The following is an 18,252-nucleotide window of genomic DNA, read 5'->3' as shown; positions in this document are numbered from 1 at the left end:
CGGAACACCCGGCCGGATCGGCGGTTCCGCGCGGAGCCGCCGATCCGGCCGGGATCTCAGCGCTCGGTCCCGGAGACCAGGTGGCCGCCCTGCACGACGTGGCGGACGTGCTCGGGTTCGGCGAGCTTGGCGATGTCGGCCAGCGGGTCTCCGCCGACGACCACCAGGTCCGCCAGGGCGCCCACGCGGAGGGTGCCGATCTCGCCGGTCATGCCGAGCAGATCGGCCGCCGTGCTGGTCGCCGCGCGGATCACGTCCAGCGGCTGCTGGACCTCGCAGCGGATCCGGAACTCCTCGTTCTGGTGGCGGTGCATGCCGCCGAGCAGGTCGCTGCCGTAGGCGATCTTGACGCCGCCGCGGTGGGCCATCTCCAGCGCGGCCAGGCCTGCTCCCAGCACGTCGTCGACCTTGCGCCAGCTGTCCTCCGGCAGTCCGAACTCGCGCCCTTCGGTCTTGAGCGCCCAGTAGGTCACCAGCGTCGGCACCAGGAACGCGTCGTGCTCGAGGAACTCGGGCAGGTTGGACTCGTCGATGAGGTTGCCGTGCTCGATGGAGCGGATGCCCGCCCGCAGCGCCCGGCTGACCGACCGCGCCGTGTAGGCGTGCGCCGCCACGTAGCGGTTGGCGGCGTCGGCTTCCTCCACGATCGCGCGGAGTTCGTCCATCGAGTACTGGGTGGAGTCGATGCGGTCGGTCGGTGACGCCACTCCTCCCCCGGCCATCACCTTGATGTGGTGGGCGCCCTTGCGCAGCTCGTCGCGGGCAGCGGCGCGCACCGCGTCCACCCCGTCCGCGATCCGACCCAGCCCGGCGCAGCACTGGTGGCCGTCGTGCAATCCGGTCCCGCGCGGGCGGCTGTCACCGTGGCCGCCGGTCTGGCTCAACGCCTTGCCGCAGAACGCCAGCCGCGGCCCGCGGATCAGACCTTCGGCTTGCGCGTCGGCCAGGCCGAAGTCGGCACCCGAAGCGTCGCGGACCGTGGTGAAGCCGCGGTCGAGCATCTGCCCCATGATCCGCCCGGCGTGCGCCGCGGCGTAGGAGGGCGACCAGGACGGCAGCGCACCGAGATCCGCTGTGGCGGCGGTGACGTGCACGTGCGCGTCGATCAGCCCGGGCAGGACGGCGGCACCCGCCAGGTCCACGATCCGCGCGCCCTCCGGTGCGGTCAGCCCGGGCCCGGACTCGACGATCCGGCCGTCCGCGCACAACAGGTCGCCCTCGGCGTACTCGCCGGTCTCGACGTCGAGCAGCTTTCCGGAGCGCAGCAGCAGGGCGGTCACGAATCCTCCTGGTTGTCGTCGAGGCGCTGGACCAGTTCGGCCAGCGCGGGAGCGGCGAGAGCGGCCAGTTCGACGGCGCGTTCCACCTGAGCCGGGCCGTAGGCGTGCTCGGCGTCGAGCAGGGCCAGGGTGCCCAGCGTGGCGCCGTCGGCTCCGATCACCGGCACGTTGATCACCGAACCGCAGCCGAGTTCCGCGATCAGCGCGTGGTCGGCGAAGACCTGGCGGACCGACTCGGCGTCCGGGCCGAAGAACGGCTGCTGGCGGTTGATGCAGCGGTCCAGCCAGTCCGCGGCGATCTCGACGGACTTCTCACCGCCGATCGGGTACTGGTCGGGGTGGCTGGTGTGCGCCCGGTGCAGCACGCGCCTGCCGGGGAGCCAGGCGAGCACGGTGAACAGCCGGACGCCGATCTCCCGCCGGGCCTCTTCTTCCACAGCGGACAGGTTCACCGGACGGCCGCCTTCGGCGAGCCGGGTTCGGTCAGGTCCTCCAGCGACCGTCCCGCCGTGGACAACCCGAACACCAGGGTGCAGATGACGCCGACGGCGAGCACCGCGGTGGTGATGCCGAAGACTCCCGCGAAGCCGAGCGAGGCCGCGAAGACGCCGATCACCGACGGCGCGATGATGCTGCCGAACCGGCCGAACGCGCTGGACAGGCCGGTGCCGGAGGCCCGGATCCAGGTCGGGAACACCTCGGGGGTGTAGGAGTACACCGCCGCGTAGGTGCCGTTGAGGAAGAACGACAGCACCGCTGCCGCGACGGTGATCCACACCGGGTCGGTCATCTGCGACATCCAGAACGCGCTGGCCGCCGCACCCGCCAGGTACAGCGCGATGGTGTTCTTGCGGTCCAGGTACTCGCCCAGCCACGCCGCCGAGAAGTACCCCGGCACCTGGGCCAGGTAGATGATGATCGAGAACTCGAAGCTCTTGGTGACCGTGATGCCCTGCTGCACCAGCAGCGTCGGGATCCAGGTGAAGAACCCGTAGTAGGAGAAGGTGATCACGAACCAGATCAGCCAGGTGATCGCGGTGCGCCCGGCCATCCCGCCGCTCCACAGGTACTTCAGCGCGGAGAACAGGCCGATCTTGCGCGCCTCGGCGGGCTTGTCCACGACCGTCTCGGGCACCGGCGGCAGCGGCTGCTTCGTCGCGGCCTGCACCTTGCGCTCCAGGTCCACCACGATCTGCTCGGCTTCGGCGGTGCGGCCGGTGGCCAGCAGGTAGCGCGGGGACTCCGGCAGCGAACGCCGCCACCAGAGCAGCATCAGGATCGGCAGCGCGGTGATCACCTGGGCCCAGCGCCAGCCCTCGGGCAGCGGCTGCACCACGAACCGGCCCAGCAGCGCGGCACCGACGAAGCCGAAGGAGAAGAACCCGGCCAGCGCGCCGACGAACCAGCCGCGCCGGGCGGCCGGGACGAACTCGGCCAGGAACGGCGCGATGATCGCGCTCTCGGCACCGGTGCCGAACCCGGCGAGCACCCGGGCCACCAGGAAGATCTCGTAGTTCGGGGCGACCGCGGCGATGACGGAGAACAGGGCGTAGGCGGCCAGCGCCCACATCATCACCTTGCGGCGGCCGATCCGGTCGCCCAGCAGGCCGGCGCAAGTGGCGCCGAACAGGAAGCCGAACGGGGCGGCCGAGCCGACCAGGCCGAGCTGGGTGTTGGTCAGGCCCCACACCTCCTGCACGCTCGGCATCAGGAAGGCCACCACGGCGGCGTCCATCCCGTCGAAGGTGTAGCCGAGGCCGCCGAGCAGCAGCAACAGGTAGTGCGGACGGCTCAGCGGGAGCCGGTCCAGCCTTGCTAGCAGGGACAAGGGGTGCCTCCAGGTCGTTCCAGCACCGGATTCGAGTGATGGGCAACATATAGTGCGGATGTCGGCATTTGCAATATCTGTTGCGTTGAAGACGCGATTACAGTGTGTATCGGCCAGCGAGGACGAGGAAGGACGGCCGATGACCGCAAGCACCACCGCGGAAGCTGATGGCTTCGAGACCTGGCTGCGCGCCCGCGTACCCGAGCGCGGCCTGCGCCCCAAGGGCGCCGCGGTGCTGGAGGTCCTGCTCACGCAGCCGCGGCGGGTGTCCTACAGCTCCGCCGCCGAGGCCGCCGAACTGGCCGGCGTCAACGTCGCGACGGTGAGCCGGACCGCGCAGACGCTCGGCTTCAGCGGCTGGTCGGACCTGCAGCAGGAGTTGCGCGCACGTTTCCTGTCATCGCTGAGCGCGCCGGAGGTCGCCGCCGCCCAGCACACCGAGGGAGAGCTGGGCACCGCCTCGCTGCGACGAGACCTGGAATCGCTGGCCGTGCTCAACCGGCGGCTCGAAGAGGAGCAGATCCGCGTCATCGCCGAGGCGATGGCGCGAGCGCGGCGAATCCTGATCGTGGCCCACGGCAGCTACGTCGCCATCGGCACGGCGCTGGCCCACAACGTGCGGCTCGCCGGGTACGACGCGACCGTCGTGCACGACGCCGACCTGGCCAACGCGGTGTCGCGGATCGGGCCCGACGACGTGCTGGTGGCGATCAGCTTCTGGCGGCTGTACCAGAACACCGTCACCGCGGCCGAAGAGGCGCACGCCCGTGGCGCGCGCGTCTTCGTGCTCTCCGACGCGGCCAGCCCGGCCCTGGTCGCCACGGCCGAGGAAGTGCTGCTGATCCCCGCGGAGGGCGCGGCGTTCTTCCCGTCGCTGACGCCGGGGCTGGCGGTCGCGCAGGCCATCGTCGCCCAGTTGTCCACAGTGGATCCCAAGCGGACCCGCAGGTCGATCGAAGCCGCCGAGGAGCAGTGGTCGCGCTTCGGCCTGATGCACCGCCAACCGCGCCGCGGCTGAATCCGGTGGCCACCGCACCGGAACGGGCGGTGCGACGTGCGAGCAGCACGCCGCACCGCGTGCGGATCCAGGGCTGCCAACCCGTCACTCGGCCCGGCGGACTTCGGCCATGGCCTCCCAGTGCGTGAGGTACTTGGCCGCTTCCGCCGCCAGCAGCGCGTCGAGCTCCGCGCGGTTGGTGTTCCGGCGCAACCGCAGCGCTTTACCGCGCCGCACGTCGAGGACCACCGGCGTCGCCTCCGGCAGCATGACCGGCACCAGGTGCTCCAGCACCCGCAGCGCCAGGTTCGCCGAATCCGCTCCGAGCTCCGGCTCCTTCAGGTAGGGCAGGACGACCTCGGCGTGGCCGTCCCGGTGGCGCAACGCCAGCGCACTGCGCCTGGACACGGTGACCGAGAGGTCGCCGCAATCCCAGGCCGCCGACTCCATCGGCACCCCGGTGGCCCTGACCTTGCCCCACCAGCGCTGGAACCCCTCGTGCAGCTGCTGGAAGTGCGGTTGCTGCACCGGGCGGGCCTGTCGGACCGCCTCGGCGACGACTTCCGAGGCGTCCGGCGAGCTCACCGCCCTGCGCAGCGCCGACCGGAAAGGCGCGTAGAACGTCCAGGCCAAGCTCGTCTCGTCGATGTAGATCTCCCACTGGTTCCGAACGATGCCCGCGCAGCCGCGCGGCGTGCTGCGCGCGTAGTCCAGGAACGAACCGAGACCGATGTGCACACCGTCCACGAGTACCCCTCCGCGGCCGAGGGCAGCATTCAGCGCCACTGCTGACCGCGTGCCCGGAGCACGACAGTCCACAGTGGTCGAAATGTGCCCGAATCCCCTGCCCGACAACAAGATCTTACCACGTCAGAGGCAGTTTTAGAACACGCATTCGAGTGACCTCAGCGCCAGCGGAACTTCACTTTTCGGTCATATCGAAGGGCTGCATTCGGTACCGGCGGAGCCCCCGGCTCCGGTCGCCGCCCCGGCGGGCAGCCGCCATGCCGACCCCGGCTCGCCGCGGTCGCGATGCCGGATCAAACCTGTTGCGGCACAACGGCGGCCGCGGTTAACGTGCGTCCTTCGACGAACCCGTCGTCCCACGAGGAGACCCCGGCATGACCAGCAAGCTGACCGAGATCTCGATCGACTGCGCCGATCCCGCCGTGCTCTCGCGGTTCTGGTGCGCGGTCCTCGACTACGTGGTGCAGGACATGGACGACGAAACCATCACGATCGGCTCCCCGGAGGTGCCCGAGGGCAAGATCCGCCGCGGCCCGGTGCCGCCGGTGCTGACCTTCGCGCGCGTGCCGGAGGGCAAGGCGGTCAAGAACCGCGTCCACCTGGACGTCAACACCACCGACGTGGAGCAGGACGAGGAGGTCCGCCGGCTGCTCGACCTGGGTGCCCGGCACGCCGACGTCGGCCAGACCGGCGACGAGAGCTGGGTGACCCTCACCGACCCGGAGGGCAACGAGTTCTGCGTCCTCTCCGGCCGCCACCCCTGAACGAGGTCAGCTCAAGGCGGCGAAGGCGGCGCGGCCCAGGACGGCGATGGCCTCGCAGGCCGGGCCGCCCCGGTAGTCGCTGAGGGAACGCTCATCGGTGAGCTCGTCGACCAGGACCGCGATCACCGCCTGCGGGCGGTCGGTGCCGAGCAGGCCGACGTCGTGGCGCAGCCCGAGCAGCTCGCCGGTCTTGTTCCAGCAATTCGCGCCGACCGGCAGCAGCGCGGGCAGCCGGTCGCGGACCTGCTGCTCGGCCAGCACGCCCAGCGCGTGCTCGGTCAGCTCGGGCGGCAGCGCCGTTCCCCCGGCCAGCCGATCGAGCACGCGGGCCTGGTCCAGCGCGGTCGTCTCGTTGCGGCCCGGCTCGTGGTGGTGCATCAGCCGCCGTTCGACGCGGGTGTCCGTGCAGCCCAGATCCGCCGCGCAGTCCCGGATCGCGGCGAAGCCGACGGCGTCGATCACCGCGTTGGTGGCGGCGTTGTCGCTGACCACGATCATCAGCGTGATCAGGTCGCGCAGCGAGATCCGGTCGACGCTGCGCAGCAGCCGGAGCAGTCCGGCGCCGCCGACGCGCTGCGCGGGCAGCTCCACCTCGTCGTCCAGCCCGATCCGCCCACCTTGCACCGCCCGCAGGGCGCTGATCATGATCAGGACCTTGATCGTGCTGGCCGCGGGCACCACCCGCTCGGCGCCGAGCAGCACCGGCTCCCGCTCGGTCAGGTCCCACGCGGCGAACCCGACGCGACCCGGCAGCTCGGCCTGCGACAGCTCCGCACGCAACCGCTCCGCGAATCCCACAACCACGCTCCCATCAGGCGCACCCGCCCTCAGACGAGGACCAGGAACAGCACGGCGAACAGCGCCAGGTTGGCGACCATGATCGCCCAGCCGTTGTACATCATCATCCGCAGGTTGCGGGAGCGCGCCAACCCCATCTGCCCGATCATGTCCGGTCCGGGGAACGGGCCGAACCAGTCGATCTGCGACGAGCCCAGCAGCACCGCGGCCCACGCGCCCGGCGGAACGCCCACCGCGGCCAGGGCGGGCCCGAACAGCTTCTGCAGCAGCACCACCTGCGCGACGGCCGCACCGGAGATGCCGAGCCATCCCACCAGCAGCACGATCATGCAGAACAGCCACGGCCCGACGCCGTCGAGCGTCGGTGCCATCAGGTTCTGCAGCGCGTCGTAGGCGCCGGACTTCTCCAGCAGCTCCAGCATCGGGTTGAGCAGCCAGAACAGCAGGAACAACCACAGCAGCGGCTGCGCGCCCCGGTACATCGCCTGCAGTGCCGCGCTCGGCGCCATGCGCCCGAGCAGCGCGGTCACCGCGGCGCTGACCGGCATCACGATCAGCACGTAGGTGTAGCCCGCCTGGAACACGATGCCCAGCACCACCAGAACCGCCATGCTTCCCAGGAACCCGGCCATCGCGCGCTTCGCCGCGGCCGGTGCGTGCGCCTGGTCGTCGGCCACCTCGTCCGGATAGGCCTCGGTGCCCTCGGTCCGCCGCTGGATCCAGTGCGACATGCCGAGGCCGGTCAGCCAGACCACGACGGCCATCGGGATCCCGGCGTTGAGCAGGTAGTCGCCGTAGCCGAGCTGCGCCGCGCCCATGACGGTGACCACCGGCGGCGTGAACGGGCCGGTGACCAGGCCGGCGGCCGCGCCCGCGTGCAGCATCGCGGCCATCGACGGCGGGGTCAGCCGCAGCGCGGCGGCGATCGGCAGCACGATCGGCACCAGCAGCGCGCTCGCCCCGGACAGCGTGCCGAGGGCGGCGGCGAGCAGCGTCGCCGAGGCCATCACCCCGATCCGGAAGCGCAGCCGGGTGCTGATCCCGATGCCGTGCAGCACGGCGCGGACCATGGTCGCGGCCGCGCCGGTCTCCGTCACGACCCGGCCCAGACCGCCGCCGAGCAGCACGATCAGCCCGACGATTGCGATGAACGAACCCAGCGATTCGCCCATCAGCTCGCCCAGTTCCAGCGGTGCGGTCCCGGTCTGCATGGCCGCGATGACGAGCGCGCCGAGCGTCGCCAGCACCACGTCGACGTCGAGCAGCACCAGGATCGCGTACACCACGATCGGCGTGAGGCCCCACAGCGTTCCCGCCGAGCCGGTCAGCAGCAGCACCACCGCCGCGACCAGCGCGGCCCCGAAGACACCGGCCGCGGCCCGCGGCTTCCAGCCGGTCATCGGCCGGGCTCGTCGAGGGAGCTGAGGTCGGCCGAGCCGCCCGGCATCACCCGGCGGGTGCTGCGGTAGCTGTAGAGCGCGTAGACCAGCAGCCCGAGCAGCAGCCAGCCCGCGAAGCGCAGCCAGGTCTCGGCGGCCAGGAACGACATCAGCCAGGCGGAGAACAGCACGCCCAGCACCGGCACGACCGGCATGCCCGGGCAGCGGAACCCGCGCGGCAGATCGGGCCTGCGGTAGCGCAGCACCACGACCGCCGCGCAGACCAGCACGAAGGCGAACAGCACGCCGATGTTGGTCAGCTCGGCGGCCTCCTGCACCGGCAGCAGGCCTGCGAGCACGGCCGAGACGATGCCGAGGATCCACGTCGCCCGGTGCGGCACGCGGCGCACCGGGTGCAGCTCGCCGAACCACTTGGGCATCAGCCCGTCGCGGCTGAGCGCGTACCACAGCCGGGACGCGCCCATCATGAACGAGAAGCTGACCGTGACGATGCCCAGCACCGCCCCGACGGCGATCACCACCGCTACGCCGGACAATCCGACGCTGGCGAACGCGCTGGAGAAACCGCTGTCCGGGTCGACCTGGTCGTAGGACACCATGCCGGTGAGCACGATGCAGGCGCCGACGTAGAGCACCATCGAGATGGCCAGCGAGAGCATCATGGCCTTGGGCAGCAGCTTGCGTGCCTCGACCGATTCCTCCGCCGCGGTGGACAGCGCGTCGTAGCCGAACACCGCGAAGAACACCGTCGCCGCACCGGTGACCGCACCGCCCCAGCCGAACGGCGCGAACGGCGTCAGGTTCCCGAAGTCCACCTTGGACAGACCGACCACGACGACCAGCAGCACCACCGCGATCTTCACCACCGTGAGCACCACGTCGACCTTCGCGGAGGTCTTGGTGCCGCGGTTGAGCAGCCAGGCCACGCCGAGGCAGATCAGCATCGCGATCAGGTCCACCCGGTGGCCCTCGCCGGTGCCGGGCGCGCCGAGCATCCACACCGGCAGCTGGAGCCCGACCGATTCCAGCAGGAACCCGGCGTAGCCGGACATGCCGATGGACACCGTCGCGACGATCGCGGTGTACTCCAGCAGCAGGTCCCAGCCGATGATCCAGCCGACGACCTCGCCGAGCACCGCGGCGGCGTAGGTGTAGGACGAACCGGCGCGCGGCACCATCCCGGCGAACTCGGCGTAGGCGAAGGCCGCGCACAGCGAAGCCGCCCCGGCGATGAGGAACGACACGAGCACGGCGGGCCCGGCGACGTCCCGCGCCACGGCGCCGGCCAGGCTGAAGATCCCGGCGCCGATGATGGCCCCGACACCGATCATGGTCAGCTGCGGCAGCCCCAGCACCCGCAGCATCCGCCGGTCGGTCTGCTCCTCGGGCTTCGGGACGGTGCGGCGGAAGATGCCGTTCGGCCCGGTGCCGAACAGCGACCCACCCGTCGCGGCAGTCTCATCGCGCATGAGTACCTCCCCGCGAGCTGCGCCGAATGCGCTAGCGATGCGGGGATGTTCGTCCATGGAACCGGCCCGGGAAAGACGCCGAAGCCAGCGGATGCCTTCCCCTGAGCCCCAGCGGACCTTCAGCTGGCGATGACCCGTGAGCGTTTAGGGGCGTCATAGCACTCACGGGACCTGACCGGAGGAAACGGTGCTCAGAGCGTGCCTAGTACGGCGTGAGCCGCAGCGGCGTCCTGCACGCCCAGGCCGACGCTGTTGTAGAACACGACCTCCGCCGCGTCGCGGCGCCCCGGCGCCGCTCCGACGAGCACCGCGCCCAGCGCTCGCAGCCGCTCGCGCGCGATGTCTCCGCGCTCCAGCGCTGCGACGATCGGCCCAGCGTGCGTCGCAGCCGCGCCGACTTCGTCGACGACGACCGCTCCGGCGCGCCGCACCAGCTCCGCGTCCACCTCGCACCGGTGGTGCTCGAAGCTGCCCACGCTGATCACGGTCGCTCCCGCCGCTACCGCGGCGGTCGGCACGACCGGCTCCGCGCTCAGGGTGCACGCGGCGATCAGCGGCGCTTCGCGCACCGCTTCCTCGGCGCTCGCCACCGCTCGCACCGGCAGGCCCAGCTCCGCCGTCAGCTCCGCGGCCGCCGCTTCGCGCCGCGCCGCGTCGCGGCTGAAGATCCGCACTTCGCGCAGCTGCCGCACGCGCGCTATCGCGCGCACGTGGGCGCGTGCCTGCACGCCTGAGCCGAGGATCGCGAGCTCGTCGGCGTCCGGCAGCGCCAGGGCGTCCGCGGCGACGGCGCTGCCTGCGGCGGTGCGGATCTCGGTGAGGGCGGTGGCTTGCATGGTGGCCACGAGCCGACCGGTCACCGGGTCCATGACCAGGACCGTCCCCGAGATCGTGGGCAGCCCGCGCCCGGCGTTGCCGGGATGGACGGTGACGAGCTTGCTCACCGCGCCGTGCCGGGGAGACAGGCGGCTCAGGTAGCTCAGCGTCGTGTCGTCGCCGGTGCGGATGGCGACCTTGTCGGCCAGCTGCGCCTCACCCCGGGCCAGTGCCTCGAACGCCACCCGCTGCGAACTGATCGCTGCGTCCATGTCCAGCGCCGCGGCAACGTCGGCGTCGCTCCACATCCTCATGCGCGGCCAGGTTGCCACCCGCCGCAGCGGAGATCAACGCACCGGGTCCGAGGACGCGATTTCAATGGAAATCAGGCGTCTGATTTCCATTGAAATCTCGGAAGCACCCGACGCGCGCCGGTGTGTCGGACAGTCGGTGCGCCGGTATCGAGCTGTTTCGGTCGAAGCTGGTGGGGCGCGACGGCGAGACGCAGGGTTGCTGGTGCTCAGGCGGAGGAGAAATCACTCTCCTGATTCTCCGCGAACGCCCCACCGACGAACTACCGTGAGCCGTGCGACGAGGGTGGCGCGCGGCACACACCGCCGCGGCACCGCTGGACATCGAGACGTTCGAGCAGGAAGAGGTGCATGTCGGTGCAGTCGACGTTGAGCTCCGTGATCGGTCCGGACGCCCCGGCGCGGGTCGACGGCGGGGGCGAGTACCTCTCGCGCAACCCGGCGAACCTGGACGACGTCGTCGCCGAGGTCTCGCTCGGCGGGCCCGAGGTGCTGCCCGCCGCCACCGAGCAGGCCCAGCGCGCGCAGCGCGAGTGGGCGCAGGTGCCCGCGCCGGTGCGCGGACGTGTGATCGCCGGGCTGGGCCGGCTGGTGGAGGCAAACAAGGAGTCCCTGGCGCGGCTGGTGACGCGCGAGATCGGCAAGCCCTACGCCGAGGCGCTGGGCGAAGTCCAGGAGATCATCGACACCTGCGACTTCTTCCTGGGCGAGGGCCGGCGGCTCTACGGGCAGACGGTGCCCTCGGAGATGCCGGACAAGCAGCTGTTCACCTTCCGCGTCCCGGTGGGCGTCGCCGTGGTGATCACCGCGGGCAACTTCCCCGTCGCGGTCCCGTCCTGGTACCTGGTGCCCGCGCTGCTGTGCGGCAACGCCGTGGTGTGGAAGCCCGCCGAGTACGCCGCCGGGGCCGCTCGCGCGCTCGCCGAGCTGGCCTGGCGGGCCGGGGTGCCCAAGGGCGTGCTGAACCTGGTCTACGCCGACGGCGAGTCGACCTTCAAGGGCCTGGAGACCGCGCTGGCGGCGGGCACCGTCAACAAGGTCGGGTTCACCGGTTCCAGCGCGGTGGGCTCGGAGGTCGGCGCGCTGTGCGGCCGGTACCTGCAGAGCCCGTGCCTGGAGCTGGGCGGCAAGAACCCGATGATCGTCGCGCCGGACGCCGAGCTGGACCTGGCGGTGGAGGGCGCGCTGTTCTCCGGCTGGGGCACCGCCGGGCAGCGCTGCACCTCGCTGGGCAACCTGATCGTGCACCGCGACGTGCACGACGAGTTCGTGAACCGGCTCGACGCGGCGCTGCGCGGGGCGACCATCGGCGACCCGAGCGGTGACGTGCTCTACGGGCCGCTGCTGGACCAGAAGTTCGCCGACAACTTCGAGAACATCCTCGGCGAGATCCGCGACCACCACACCGTGCTCGGTTCCGAGTCGGTCGGGCGGATCACCGAAACCGCGCCGCGCAAGGGTTTCCACGGCGACCCGTCGACCGGCCTGTACTACCACCCGGTGCTGCTGGACGGGCTGCGCCCGGACGACCACGTCTTCCGCAACGAGACCTTCGGACCGATCGTCGGCGTGAGCACCTACGAGACGCTGGACGAGGCCATCGAACTGGGCAACGCCCCGGGCTACGGGCTGTCCGCGGCGATCTACACCACCGACCCGGCCACCGCGTTCCGGTTCCGGCAGGGCATCGGCGCGGGCATGGTCAGCGTGAACAACTCCACCTCCGGCGCCGAGGCGCACCTGCCGTTCGGCGGCAACGGCAAGTCCGGCAACGGCAGCCGCCAGTCCGGCGTGTGGGTGCTCGACCAGTTCACCCGCTGGCAGTCGTTGAACTGGGACTTCTCCGGCAAGCTGCAGAAGGCGCAGATGGACGTCGACACCGTGGAGCCGGAGCTCGACTTCAAGCTGCCACCCGAGCTCGGCGGTGCCCGGTGACGCTGCCGGGCAGCGCCGAGGTCGTCGTGATCGGCGGCGGGGTGGTGGGCGTGAGTACCGCCTTCCACCTCGCCGAGGCCGGCGTGCAGGTGCTGCTGCTGGAGCGCGACGAACTCGGTTCGGGCAGCACCTGCAAGGCCGCGGGCGGTGTCCGGGCGCAGTTCTCCGACCCGGTCAACATCGAGCTCGGTCAGCGCAGCCTGCGCGCGTTCGAGGACTTCGCGCGCAGGCCCGGCGGGGAGATCGACCTCAAGCAGCACGGCTACCTGTTCCTGCTGTCGGAACCCGCGGACGTCGAGGCGTTCGAGAGCGGTGTCCGGCTGCAGAACGAGTTCGGGGTGCCGAGCCGGATGCTGACCGTCGCCGAGGCCTGCGAGCTCTCGCCGTACGCGGTGCCCGACGGGCTGCTGGCCGCTGCCTTCTCCCCCACCGACGGGCACTGCACGCCGGAGGCCGTGGTGCAGGGGTACGCACAGGCCGCCCGGCGGCACGGCGCGGTGATCCGGCGGCACTGCGCGGTCACCGGGATCGACGTCTCGGGCGGGCAGATCACCGCCGTGCGCACCGAGCACGGGCCGGTGGCGACCTCCACCGTGGTGTGCGCGGCAGGCGCGTGGTCGGCGTCGGTCGGCGAGTTCGCCGGCGTCGAGCTGCCGGTGCGCCCGCTGCGGCGGCAGATCCTGGTCACCGAACCGGTGCCGGACCTGCCACCGCGGCTGCCGTTCACCATCGACTTCGCCACCAGCTTCTACTTCCACGACGAAGGCCCCGGCCTGCTCATCGGCATGTCCGATCCCGACCAGGAGTACGGGTTCGACCTGCGCACCGACGACCGCTGGCTCGGCCGGCTCTCCGCCGCGGTGGAGCGCCGGGCGCCCCGATTAGCCGAGGTGGGCGTGGCGCACGGCTGGGCAGGGCTCTACGAGGTCACTCCCGACCACAACGCCCTGGTCGGCGAGGCCGACGGGCCGGGCCGGTTCCTCTACGCCACCGGCTTCTCCGGGCACGGATTCCTGCAGGGGCCCGCCATCGGCGAGGTGCTGCGCGACCTCGTGCTGGGCCGCCGCCCGGTCGTCGACGTCTCGGCGCTGGACCTGCGCCGGTTCGCCACCGCCGAGATCCGCCCCGAGCACAACTGCGTCTGACCGGCGCCGCGATGTCACCGGGAATCGCGCGCCGAATCGCTGCGGAACCGTTGCCGCAGACCAATTTCCGCATTCTCCCAAGGAGCGCGAACGTGCCTGATCTGTTGCAGGAGATCGACGAGTGGGGTCCGGAGAAGGTCGTGTGCGTCTCGGACGCGCGCACCGGGATGCGCGGCGTGCTGGTGATCGACAACACCGCCCGCGGCACCGGCAAGGGCGGCACTCGGATGAGCCCGACCGTCACCGTCGGCGAGATCGCCCGGCTGGCGCGGGTGATGACCTGGAAGTGGGCCGCGGTCGACCTCTTCCACGGCGGTGCCAAGGCGGGCATCTTCGCCGACCCCGCTTCCCCCGACAAGGAGCGGATCGTGCGCGCCTTCGCGCGGCGGCTGGCCGACCAGATCCCGGCCAGCTACGTCGCCGGGCTGGACATGGGCATGACCGAGCAGGACGCGGCGATCATCCAGGACGAGCTCGGTGACCGCGGGGCGGCGGTCGGCGTGCCGGAGCTGCTGGGCGGAGTGCCCTACGACCAGCTCGGCGTGACCGGCCACGGCGTCGCCGAAGCCGCCGAAGCCGCACTGACGCGCCAGGGCCGCAGCATCGCGGGTGCCCGGGTGGCGGTGCAGGGCTTCGGCGCGGTGGGGGCTGCTGCGGCCAGACGGCTGCACGAGCTCGGCGCGCAGCTGGTCGCGCTGTCCACCATCGACGGTTCGGTGCACGACCCGGACGGCCTCGACGTGCCGAAGTGGCTGGAGGCCCGCGCCGAGTTCGGCGACGCCTGCGTGGCCAAAGCCTCTGCGGCGCAGCGCGTTCCGCGCGGCGAGGAGCTGCTGGTGGACTGCGATGTGCTGATCCCGGCAGCCGGGCAGGACGTCATCGATGAAGCGATGGCCGCGAAGATCCGGGCCGGACTGGTCGTGGAGGGTGCGAACCTGCCCACCACGCCCGGAGCGCGGGAGCTGCTCGCCGAGCGCGAGATCACCGTGGTGCCGGACTTCATCGCCAACGCGGGCGGCGCGATCGCGGCCGGATTCGCCATGGACGCGCGGCACTCCCCCTTCCGCCCGGAACCGACCGCGATCCTGGCCGAGGTGGCCGAGCGCACCCGCAACAACACCGTGCTCGTCCTCGACACCGCCGACCGCAGCGGATTGCTCCCGCACGAAGCCGCGCTGGACCTGGCCAAGCAGCGGGTGCGCACCGCGATGGAGCTGCGCGGGCGACTGCCCCGACCCGCCTGATGCTCCGGTTTCCGCAGTTCAGCGACCGTGAGCGTTTCGGGGCGCCATAGCACCCCGAAACGCTCACGAGGCCTGGCCGGGTTCCGGGTATTGCGCCGCGGCCCTCCGAAGGCCGAACGTTGCTTCGAACGTCGAGAGTTGAAGGGGCCGGCATGCTGAACCCGATCCACCTGCGAACCCTCCAGGAATGCGTGCGCACCGGTTCGTTCGCCGAAGCAGGGCGTGCGCTCGGCTACACCGCCTCGGCCGTCTCCCAGCAGATGGTGCTGCTGGAGAGGGCGATCGGTTCCGCGCTGTTCGAGCGCTCCGCCCGCAGCGCCCGCAGCACGGCGCTGGCCGTCCGGCTCGCCGACCGCAGCCGGGACGCGCTCGGCGCGTTAGACGCGCTGGAGCGGGAGGTGCGCGCGATGGTCGCCGGTGAGGAGGGCAGCCTGCGGCTGGCCAGCTTCGCCACCGCCAACGCCCGGGTGCTTCCGGACGTGCTGGCCGAGGTCATAGCGCAGCGCCCGAACGCCGAGGTCCAGCTCGACGAGGGCGAGCCGGACGAGGTGCTCGGCGGCGTGCTGGACGGAACCCTCGACGCGGCAGTGGTCTTCGAGTACGACCTGGACCCCCGGCAGTGGCCGATCGACCTGTGCGTGGAGGAGCTGATGGCCGAGCCGCTGCGGCTCGCGCTCCCCGAAACGCACCGGCTCGCCACCGCCGCCGAGGTCGATCTGCGCGAACTCGCCGACGACGCCTGGATATGCACCCGGCAGGACACCGCGGGCGCCCGCTCGCTGGTCCGGCTGGCCGCCGCGGCCGGATTCGTCCCGCGGATCACCTTCCGCAGCAACGACTACTCGGTGATCCGCGACCTGGTGGCCCGCGAGCTCGGGGTGGCGGTGCTGCCCGGTCTGGCGCTGCCGGACCAGGCGGTGCGGACCTGCCGCATCGCGGGCTGGCAGCCCTACCGGCGGGTGAAAGCCCTGTACCGCAAGCAGAACACCAACCCGCTGCTGCCGATCGCACTGGAGTGCCTGGCCAAGTACTGCGCCCAGGTGGCCAACGACTGGCACGCCGAACCGCACGACCACTGCACGGAGAACGCATGAGCAGCCCGGCGCCAACCCGAATGTCACTCAATCGTGCCCCGAAGACCACAAGCAACCACACCACGGATCTCGCGGCAGCGCACGAAGATCATGACATGAGCACCCCTGTGCCAATCCGAGTGCTACTCGACCGCACCCCAGGGGAACGTGACGCAACCCAGCCACAAGAAGCCCCGAAACCGCAAGATCAATCCCGCACGCGGCCACCACTGAAAAACGCGGAGAGGCGGAACAGTGACGGTTGATGAGTTCTTCCACCGCACCGTGGCCGGTTGGTCCGCTCAGCCGGCGACCGGCTCGGACCTCGCCGACGACCTGCTGGCGCTGTTCGACGCGCAGGCAGGCAGTCGGCACCTCGACCTGCAAGCACGTCAGCTGGGCAAGCAGGGCAAGGGCTTCTACAGCATCGGCTCGTCCGGGCACGAGTCCAACGCGGCGGTCGCCGCCGCCCTGCGCCCGACCGACCCGGCGCTGCTGCACTACCGCTCCGGTGGCTTCTACGTGCGCCGCGCAGGTCAGGTGCCCGGCCAGCACCCGCTGCGCGACGTGCTGCTCGGCGTGGTCGCCGCCGCGGACGAGCCGATCTCGGCCGGTCGGCACAAGGTGTTCGGCAACCACGAGCTGGCGGTCATCCCCCAGACCTCGACCATCGCCTCGCACCTGCCGCGCGCGGTCGGCCTGGCCTTCTCCCTGGGCCGGGCGGCCAAGCTGGGCGTGCCCAGCGGCTGGCCGGACGACTCGGTCGTGGTGTGCAGCTTCGGCGACGCCTCGGCGAACCACTCCACCGCCACCGGGGCGATCAACTCGGCGCTGCACTGCGCCTTCCAGGGCCTCGCGATGCCGCTGCTGCTGGTGTGCGAGGACAACGGCATCGGGATCAGCGTGCGGACGCCGAAGGGCTGGATCGAGTCCACCTACGGCGACCGCGCGGGACTGCGGTACTTCACCGCCGACGGCGCCGATCCGGTGCAGTGCCTGTCGGTGGCCCGGGAAGCCGCGGAGTGGGTTCGCCTGCACCGCGCCCCGGCATTCCTGCACCTGCGCACCGTGCGGCTGATGGGGCACGCCGGTTCGGACGTCGAGTCCGGCTACCGGTCGCGCACCGAGATCACCACCGATTACCAGCGCGATCCGCTGCTGGGCACCGCGAAAGTCCTGGTGGACAACGGGATCCTGCGCCCGGACGAGGTGCTCGCGCGCTACGCCGACAAGCGCGCCGAGGTCGCCCAGGTCGCCGAGGAGGCGCTGGAGCGGCGCAAGCTGGGCAGTGCCGCGGAGGTGATGGCCTCGATCTGCCAGAACCGTCCGGAGGTGGTGGAACGCCGGGCGCTGGAAGTTCCGCCGCGGGAGCACTTCGGCGACCAACTGCCCGAGGACGAAGGCCCGCTGACGCTGGCGCAGGCGATCAACCGCTCCCTGGCCGAGGAGCTGGGCCGCGACCCCGGCGTCATCGCCTTCGGCGAGGACGTCTCCCGCAAGGGCGGTGTGTACGGGGTGACGCGCGGCCTGCGCAAGAAGTTCGGCGCCACCAAGGTCTTCGACACGCTGCTGGACGAGCAGAGCATCCTCGGCACCGCGCTCGGCGCCGGGCTGGCAGGGCTGCTGCCGATCCCCGAGATCCAGTACCTCGCCTACCTGCACAACGCGGCGGACCAGCTGCGCGGCGAAGCCGGCACGCTGAGCTTCTTCTCCAACGGCCAGTACCGGAACCCGATGGTGGTGCGCATCGCCGGTTACGGCTACCAGAAGGGCTTCGGCGGCCACTTCCACAACGACAACAGCGTCACGGCCCTGCGCGACATGCCGGGCGTGGTCGTGGCCTCGCCGTCACGGCCCGACGACGCCGCGGCGATGCTGCGCACCTGCGTGGCGGCGGCCCGGGAAGACGGCCGGGTGTGCGTGTTCCTCGAACCCATCGCCCTCTACCACACCCGCGACCTGCACGAACCCGGTGACGAGGGCTGGCTGGCCCGCTACCCGGCCCCGGGCGAACACCACGTCCCGATCGGCCGCGCCCGCCAGCACGGCGACGGCTCGGACCTGACCCTGGTCACCTTCGGCAACGGCGTCCCGATGAGCCTCCGAGCGGCAAAACGGCTACGAGACCGCGGAATCGACGCCCGGGTCCTCGACCTCCGCTGGCTGGCCCCGCTCCCGGTCGACGACCTCCTCACGGCAGCGGAGGCAACGGGCCGAGTCCTAGTGGTGGACGAAACCCGCCGAAGCGGAGGAGTCTCCGAACCCGTGGTGACGGCCCTGGTCGACGGCGGCTTCACCGGCCCGATCGCCCGCGTGACCAGCGAGGACAGCTACATCCCTCTCGGCGCGGCGGCCTACCACGTCCTCCTCGACGAAGAAACCATCGAAACTGCTGCCCTGAAGCTCACCAACGGCTGAGCAGGTCGTGAGTGGGTAACAGTGTTC

15 protein-coding genes are annotated in these 18,252 nt (G+C 71.3%); 7 read left to right on the top strand and 8 right to left on the bottom strand.

Going from position 1 to position 18,252, the window contains the following annotated elements; all coding sequences use genetic code 11:
- Window positions 1-56: 56 nt before the first annotated feature.
- Genes ATL45_RS30380 through ATL45_RS30370 form a run of 3 tightly spaced genes read right to left on the bottom strand, consistent with a single transcriptional unit; the run spans window position 57 to window position 3,108 of the window.
- Window positions 57-1,280 (bottom strand): metal-dependent hydrolase family protein, encoded by a 1,224-nt coding sequence (locus ATL45_RS30380; protein WP_093146420.1) that lies wholly within the window; start codon window positions 1,278-1,280, stop codon window positions 57-59.
- Window positions 1,277-1,732, bottom strand: coding sequence for a GAF domain-containing protein (locus tag ATL45_RS30375; RefSeq protein ID WP_093146419.1), 456 nt, complete (start codon window positions 1,730-1,732; stop codon window positions 1,277-1,279). Before ATL45_RS30375 ends, ATL45_RS30380 begins: the two co-directional genes overlap by 4 nt.
- A complete protein-coding gene (locus tag ATL45_RS30370) occupies window positions 1,729-3,108 on the bottom strand; it encodes an MFS transporter (RefSeq protein WP_093146418.1) in 1,380 nt (459 codons plus the stop codon). The genes ATL45_RS30375 and ATL45_RS30370 overlap by 4 nt, the downstream gene beginning before the upstream one ends.
- A 139-nt stretch (window positions 3,109-3,247) precedes the next feature.
- Here ATL45_RS30370 and ATL45_RS30365 point away from each other — a divergent pair, with 139 nt between their 5' ends.
- Window positions 3,248-4,126 (top strand): MurR/RpiR family transcriptional regulator, encoded by an 879-nt coding sequence (locus ATL45_RS30365; RefSeq protein WP_093146417.1) that lies wholly within the window; start codon window positions 3,248-3,250, stop codon window positions 4,124-4,126.
- A gap of 84 nt (window positions 4,127-4,210) precedes the next feature.
- On the opposite strand, the gene ATL45_RS30360 is transcribed toward ATL45_RS30365, so the two are convergent.
- On the bottom strand, window positions 4,211-4,852 hold the full coding sequence (locus tag ATL45_RS30360) for a hypothetical protein (RefSeq protein WP_093146416.1): 642 nt from the start codon (window positions 4,850-4,852) through the stop codon (window positions 4,211-4,213).
- Window positions 4,853-5,226: 374 nt separating this feature from the next.
- Here ATL45_RS30360 and ATL45_RS30355 point away from each other — a divergent pair, with 374 nt between their 5' ends.
- Window positions 5,227-5,616, top strand: coding sequence for a VOC family protein (locus ATL45_RS30355; protein ID WP_093146415.1), 390 nt, complete (start codon window positions 5,227-5,229; stop codon window positions 5,614-5,616).
- Window positions 5,617-5,622: 6 nt separating this feature from the next.
- Here ATL45_RS30355 and ATL45_RS30350 read toward each other — a convergent pair whose 3' ends face one another.
- The 4 genes from ATL45_RS30350 to ATL45_RS30335 form a co-directional block, all read right to left on the bottom strand.
- Window positions 5,623-6,420: a serine hydrolase gene (locus ATL45_RS30350; RefSeq protein WP_093146414.1), complete on the bottom strand. Its 798-nt coding sequence runs from the start codon at window positions 6,418-6,420 to the stop codon at window positions 5,623-5,625.
- A gap of 23 nt (window positions 6,421-6,443) precedes the next feature.
- Window positions 6,444-7,814, bottom strand: coding sequence for a GntT/GntP/DsdX family permease (locus ATL45_RS39835; protein ID WP_093146413.1), 1,371 nt, complete (start codon window positions 7,812-7,814; stop codon window positions 6,444-6,446).
- Entirely contained in the window at window positions 7,811-9,283 is a 1,473-nt protein-coding gene (locus ATL45_RS30340) for an amino acid permease (protein WP_093146412.1), read from the bottom strand. The genes ATL45_RS39835 and ATL45_RS30340 overlap by 4 nt, the downstream gene beginning before the upstream one ends.
- Window positions 9,284-9,474: 191 nt before the next feature.
- Window positions 9,475-10,413: an ornithine cyclodeaminase family protein gene (locus tag ATL45_RS30335; RefSeq protein ID WP_093146411.1), complete on the bottom strand. Its 939-nt coding sequence runs from the start codon at window positions 10,411-10,413 to the stop codon at window positions 9,475-9,477.
- Window positions 10,414-10,761: 348 nt separating this feature from the next.
- Between ATL45_RS30335 and ATL45_RS30330 the strand changes: the two genes are divergently transcribed.
- From ATL45_RS30330 to ATL45_RS30310, 5 genes are all read left to right on the top strand, one after another.
- Window positions 10,762-12,345 carry an aldehyde dehydrogenase family protein gene (locus ATL45_RS30330; RefSeq protein WP_093146410.1) on the top strand — a complete coding sequence of 528 codons (1,584 nt, stop codon included), beginning with the start codon at window positions 10,762-10,764 and terminating at the stop codon, window positions 12,343-12,345.
- Window positions 12,342-13,490: an NAD(P)/FAD-dependent oxidoreductase gene (locus ATL45_RS30325; protein ID WP_211841329.1), complete on the top strand. Its 1,149-nt coding sequence runs from the start codon at window positions 12,342-12,344 to the stop codon at window positions 13,488-13,490. Before ATL45_RS30330 ends, ATL45_RS30325 begins: the two co-directional genes overlap by 4 nt.
- Before the next feature lie 92 nt (window positions 13,491-13,582).
- Entirely contained in the window at window positions 13,583-14,734 is a 1,152-nt protein-coding gene (locus ATL45_RS30320) for a Glu/Leu/Phe/Val family dehydrogenase (protein ID WP_246025638.1), read from the top strand.
- Between the two features lie 152 nt (window positions 14,735-14,886).
- Window positions 14,887-15,828 (top strand): LysR family transcriptional regulator, encoded by a 942-nt coding sequence (locus ATL45_RS30315; RefSeq protein WP_093146408.1) that lies wholly within the window; start codon window positions 14,887-14,889, stop codon window positions 15,826-15,828.
- Between the two features lie 234 nt (window positions 15,829-16,062).
- A complete protein-coding gene (locus tag ATL45_RS30310; protein WP_093146407.1) occupies window positions 16,063-18,225 on the top strand; it encodes a thiamine pyrophosphate-dependent enzyme in 2,163 nt (720 codons plus the stop codon).
- The last annotated feature ends 27 nt before the right edge of the window (window positions 18,226-18,252 follow it).

The sequence above is a fragment of the Saccharopolyspora antimicrobica genome (assembly GCF_003635025.1).
Classification (GTDB): domain Bacteria; phylum Actinomycetota; class Actinomycetes; order Mycobacteriales; family Pseudonocardiaceae; genus Saccharopolyspora; species Saccharopolyspora antimicrobica.
This window is presented reverse-complemented; position numbering and strand designations above follow the sequence as displayed.

Bases quoted from the DNA above. Each gene is read 5' to 3' on its own strand.
- ATL45_RS30340 (WP_093146412.1), bottom strand. From the start codon at position 9,283: ATGCGCGATGAGACTGCCGCGACGGGTGGGTCGCTGTTCGGCACCGGG.
- ATL45_RS30365 (WP_093146417.1), top strand. From the start codon at position 3,248: ATGACCGCAAGCACCACCGCGGAAGCTGATGGCTTCGAGACCTGGCTG.
- ATL45_RS30330 (WP_093146410.1), top strand. From the start codon at position 10,762: ATGTCGGTGCAGTCGACGTTGAGCTCCGTGATCGGTCCGGACGCCCCG.
- ATL45_RS30335 (WP_093146411.1), bottom strand. From the start codon at position 10,413: ATGAGGATGTGGAGCGACGCCGACGTTGCCGCGGCGCTGGACATGGAC.
- ATL45_RS39835 (WP_093146413.1), bottom strand. From the start codon at position 7,814: ATGACCGGCTGGAAGCCGCGGGCCGCGGCCGGTGTCTTCGGGGCCGCG.
- ATL45_RS30315 (WP_093146408.1), top strand. From the start codon at position 14,887: ATGCTGAACCCGATCCACCTGCGAACCCTCCAGGAATGCGTGCGCACC.
- ATL45_RS30355 (WP_093146415.1), top strand. From the start codon at position 5,227: ATGACCAGCAAGCTGACCGAGATCTCGATCGACTGCGCCGATCCCGCC.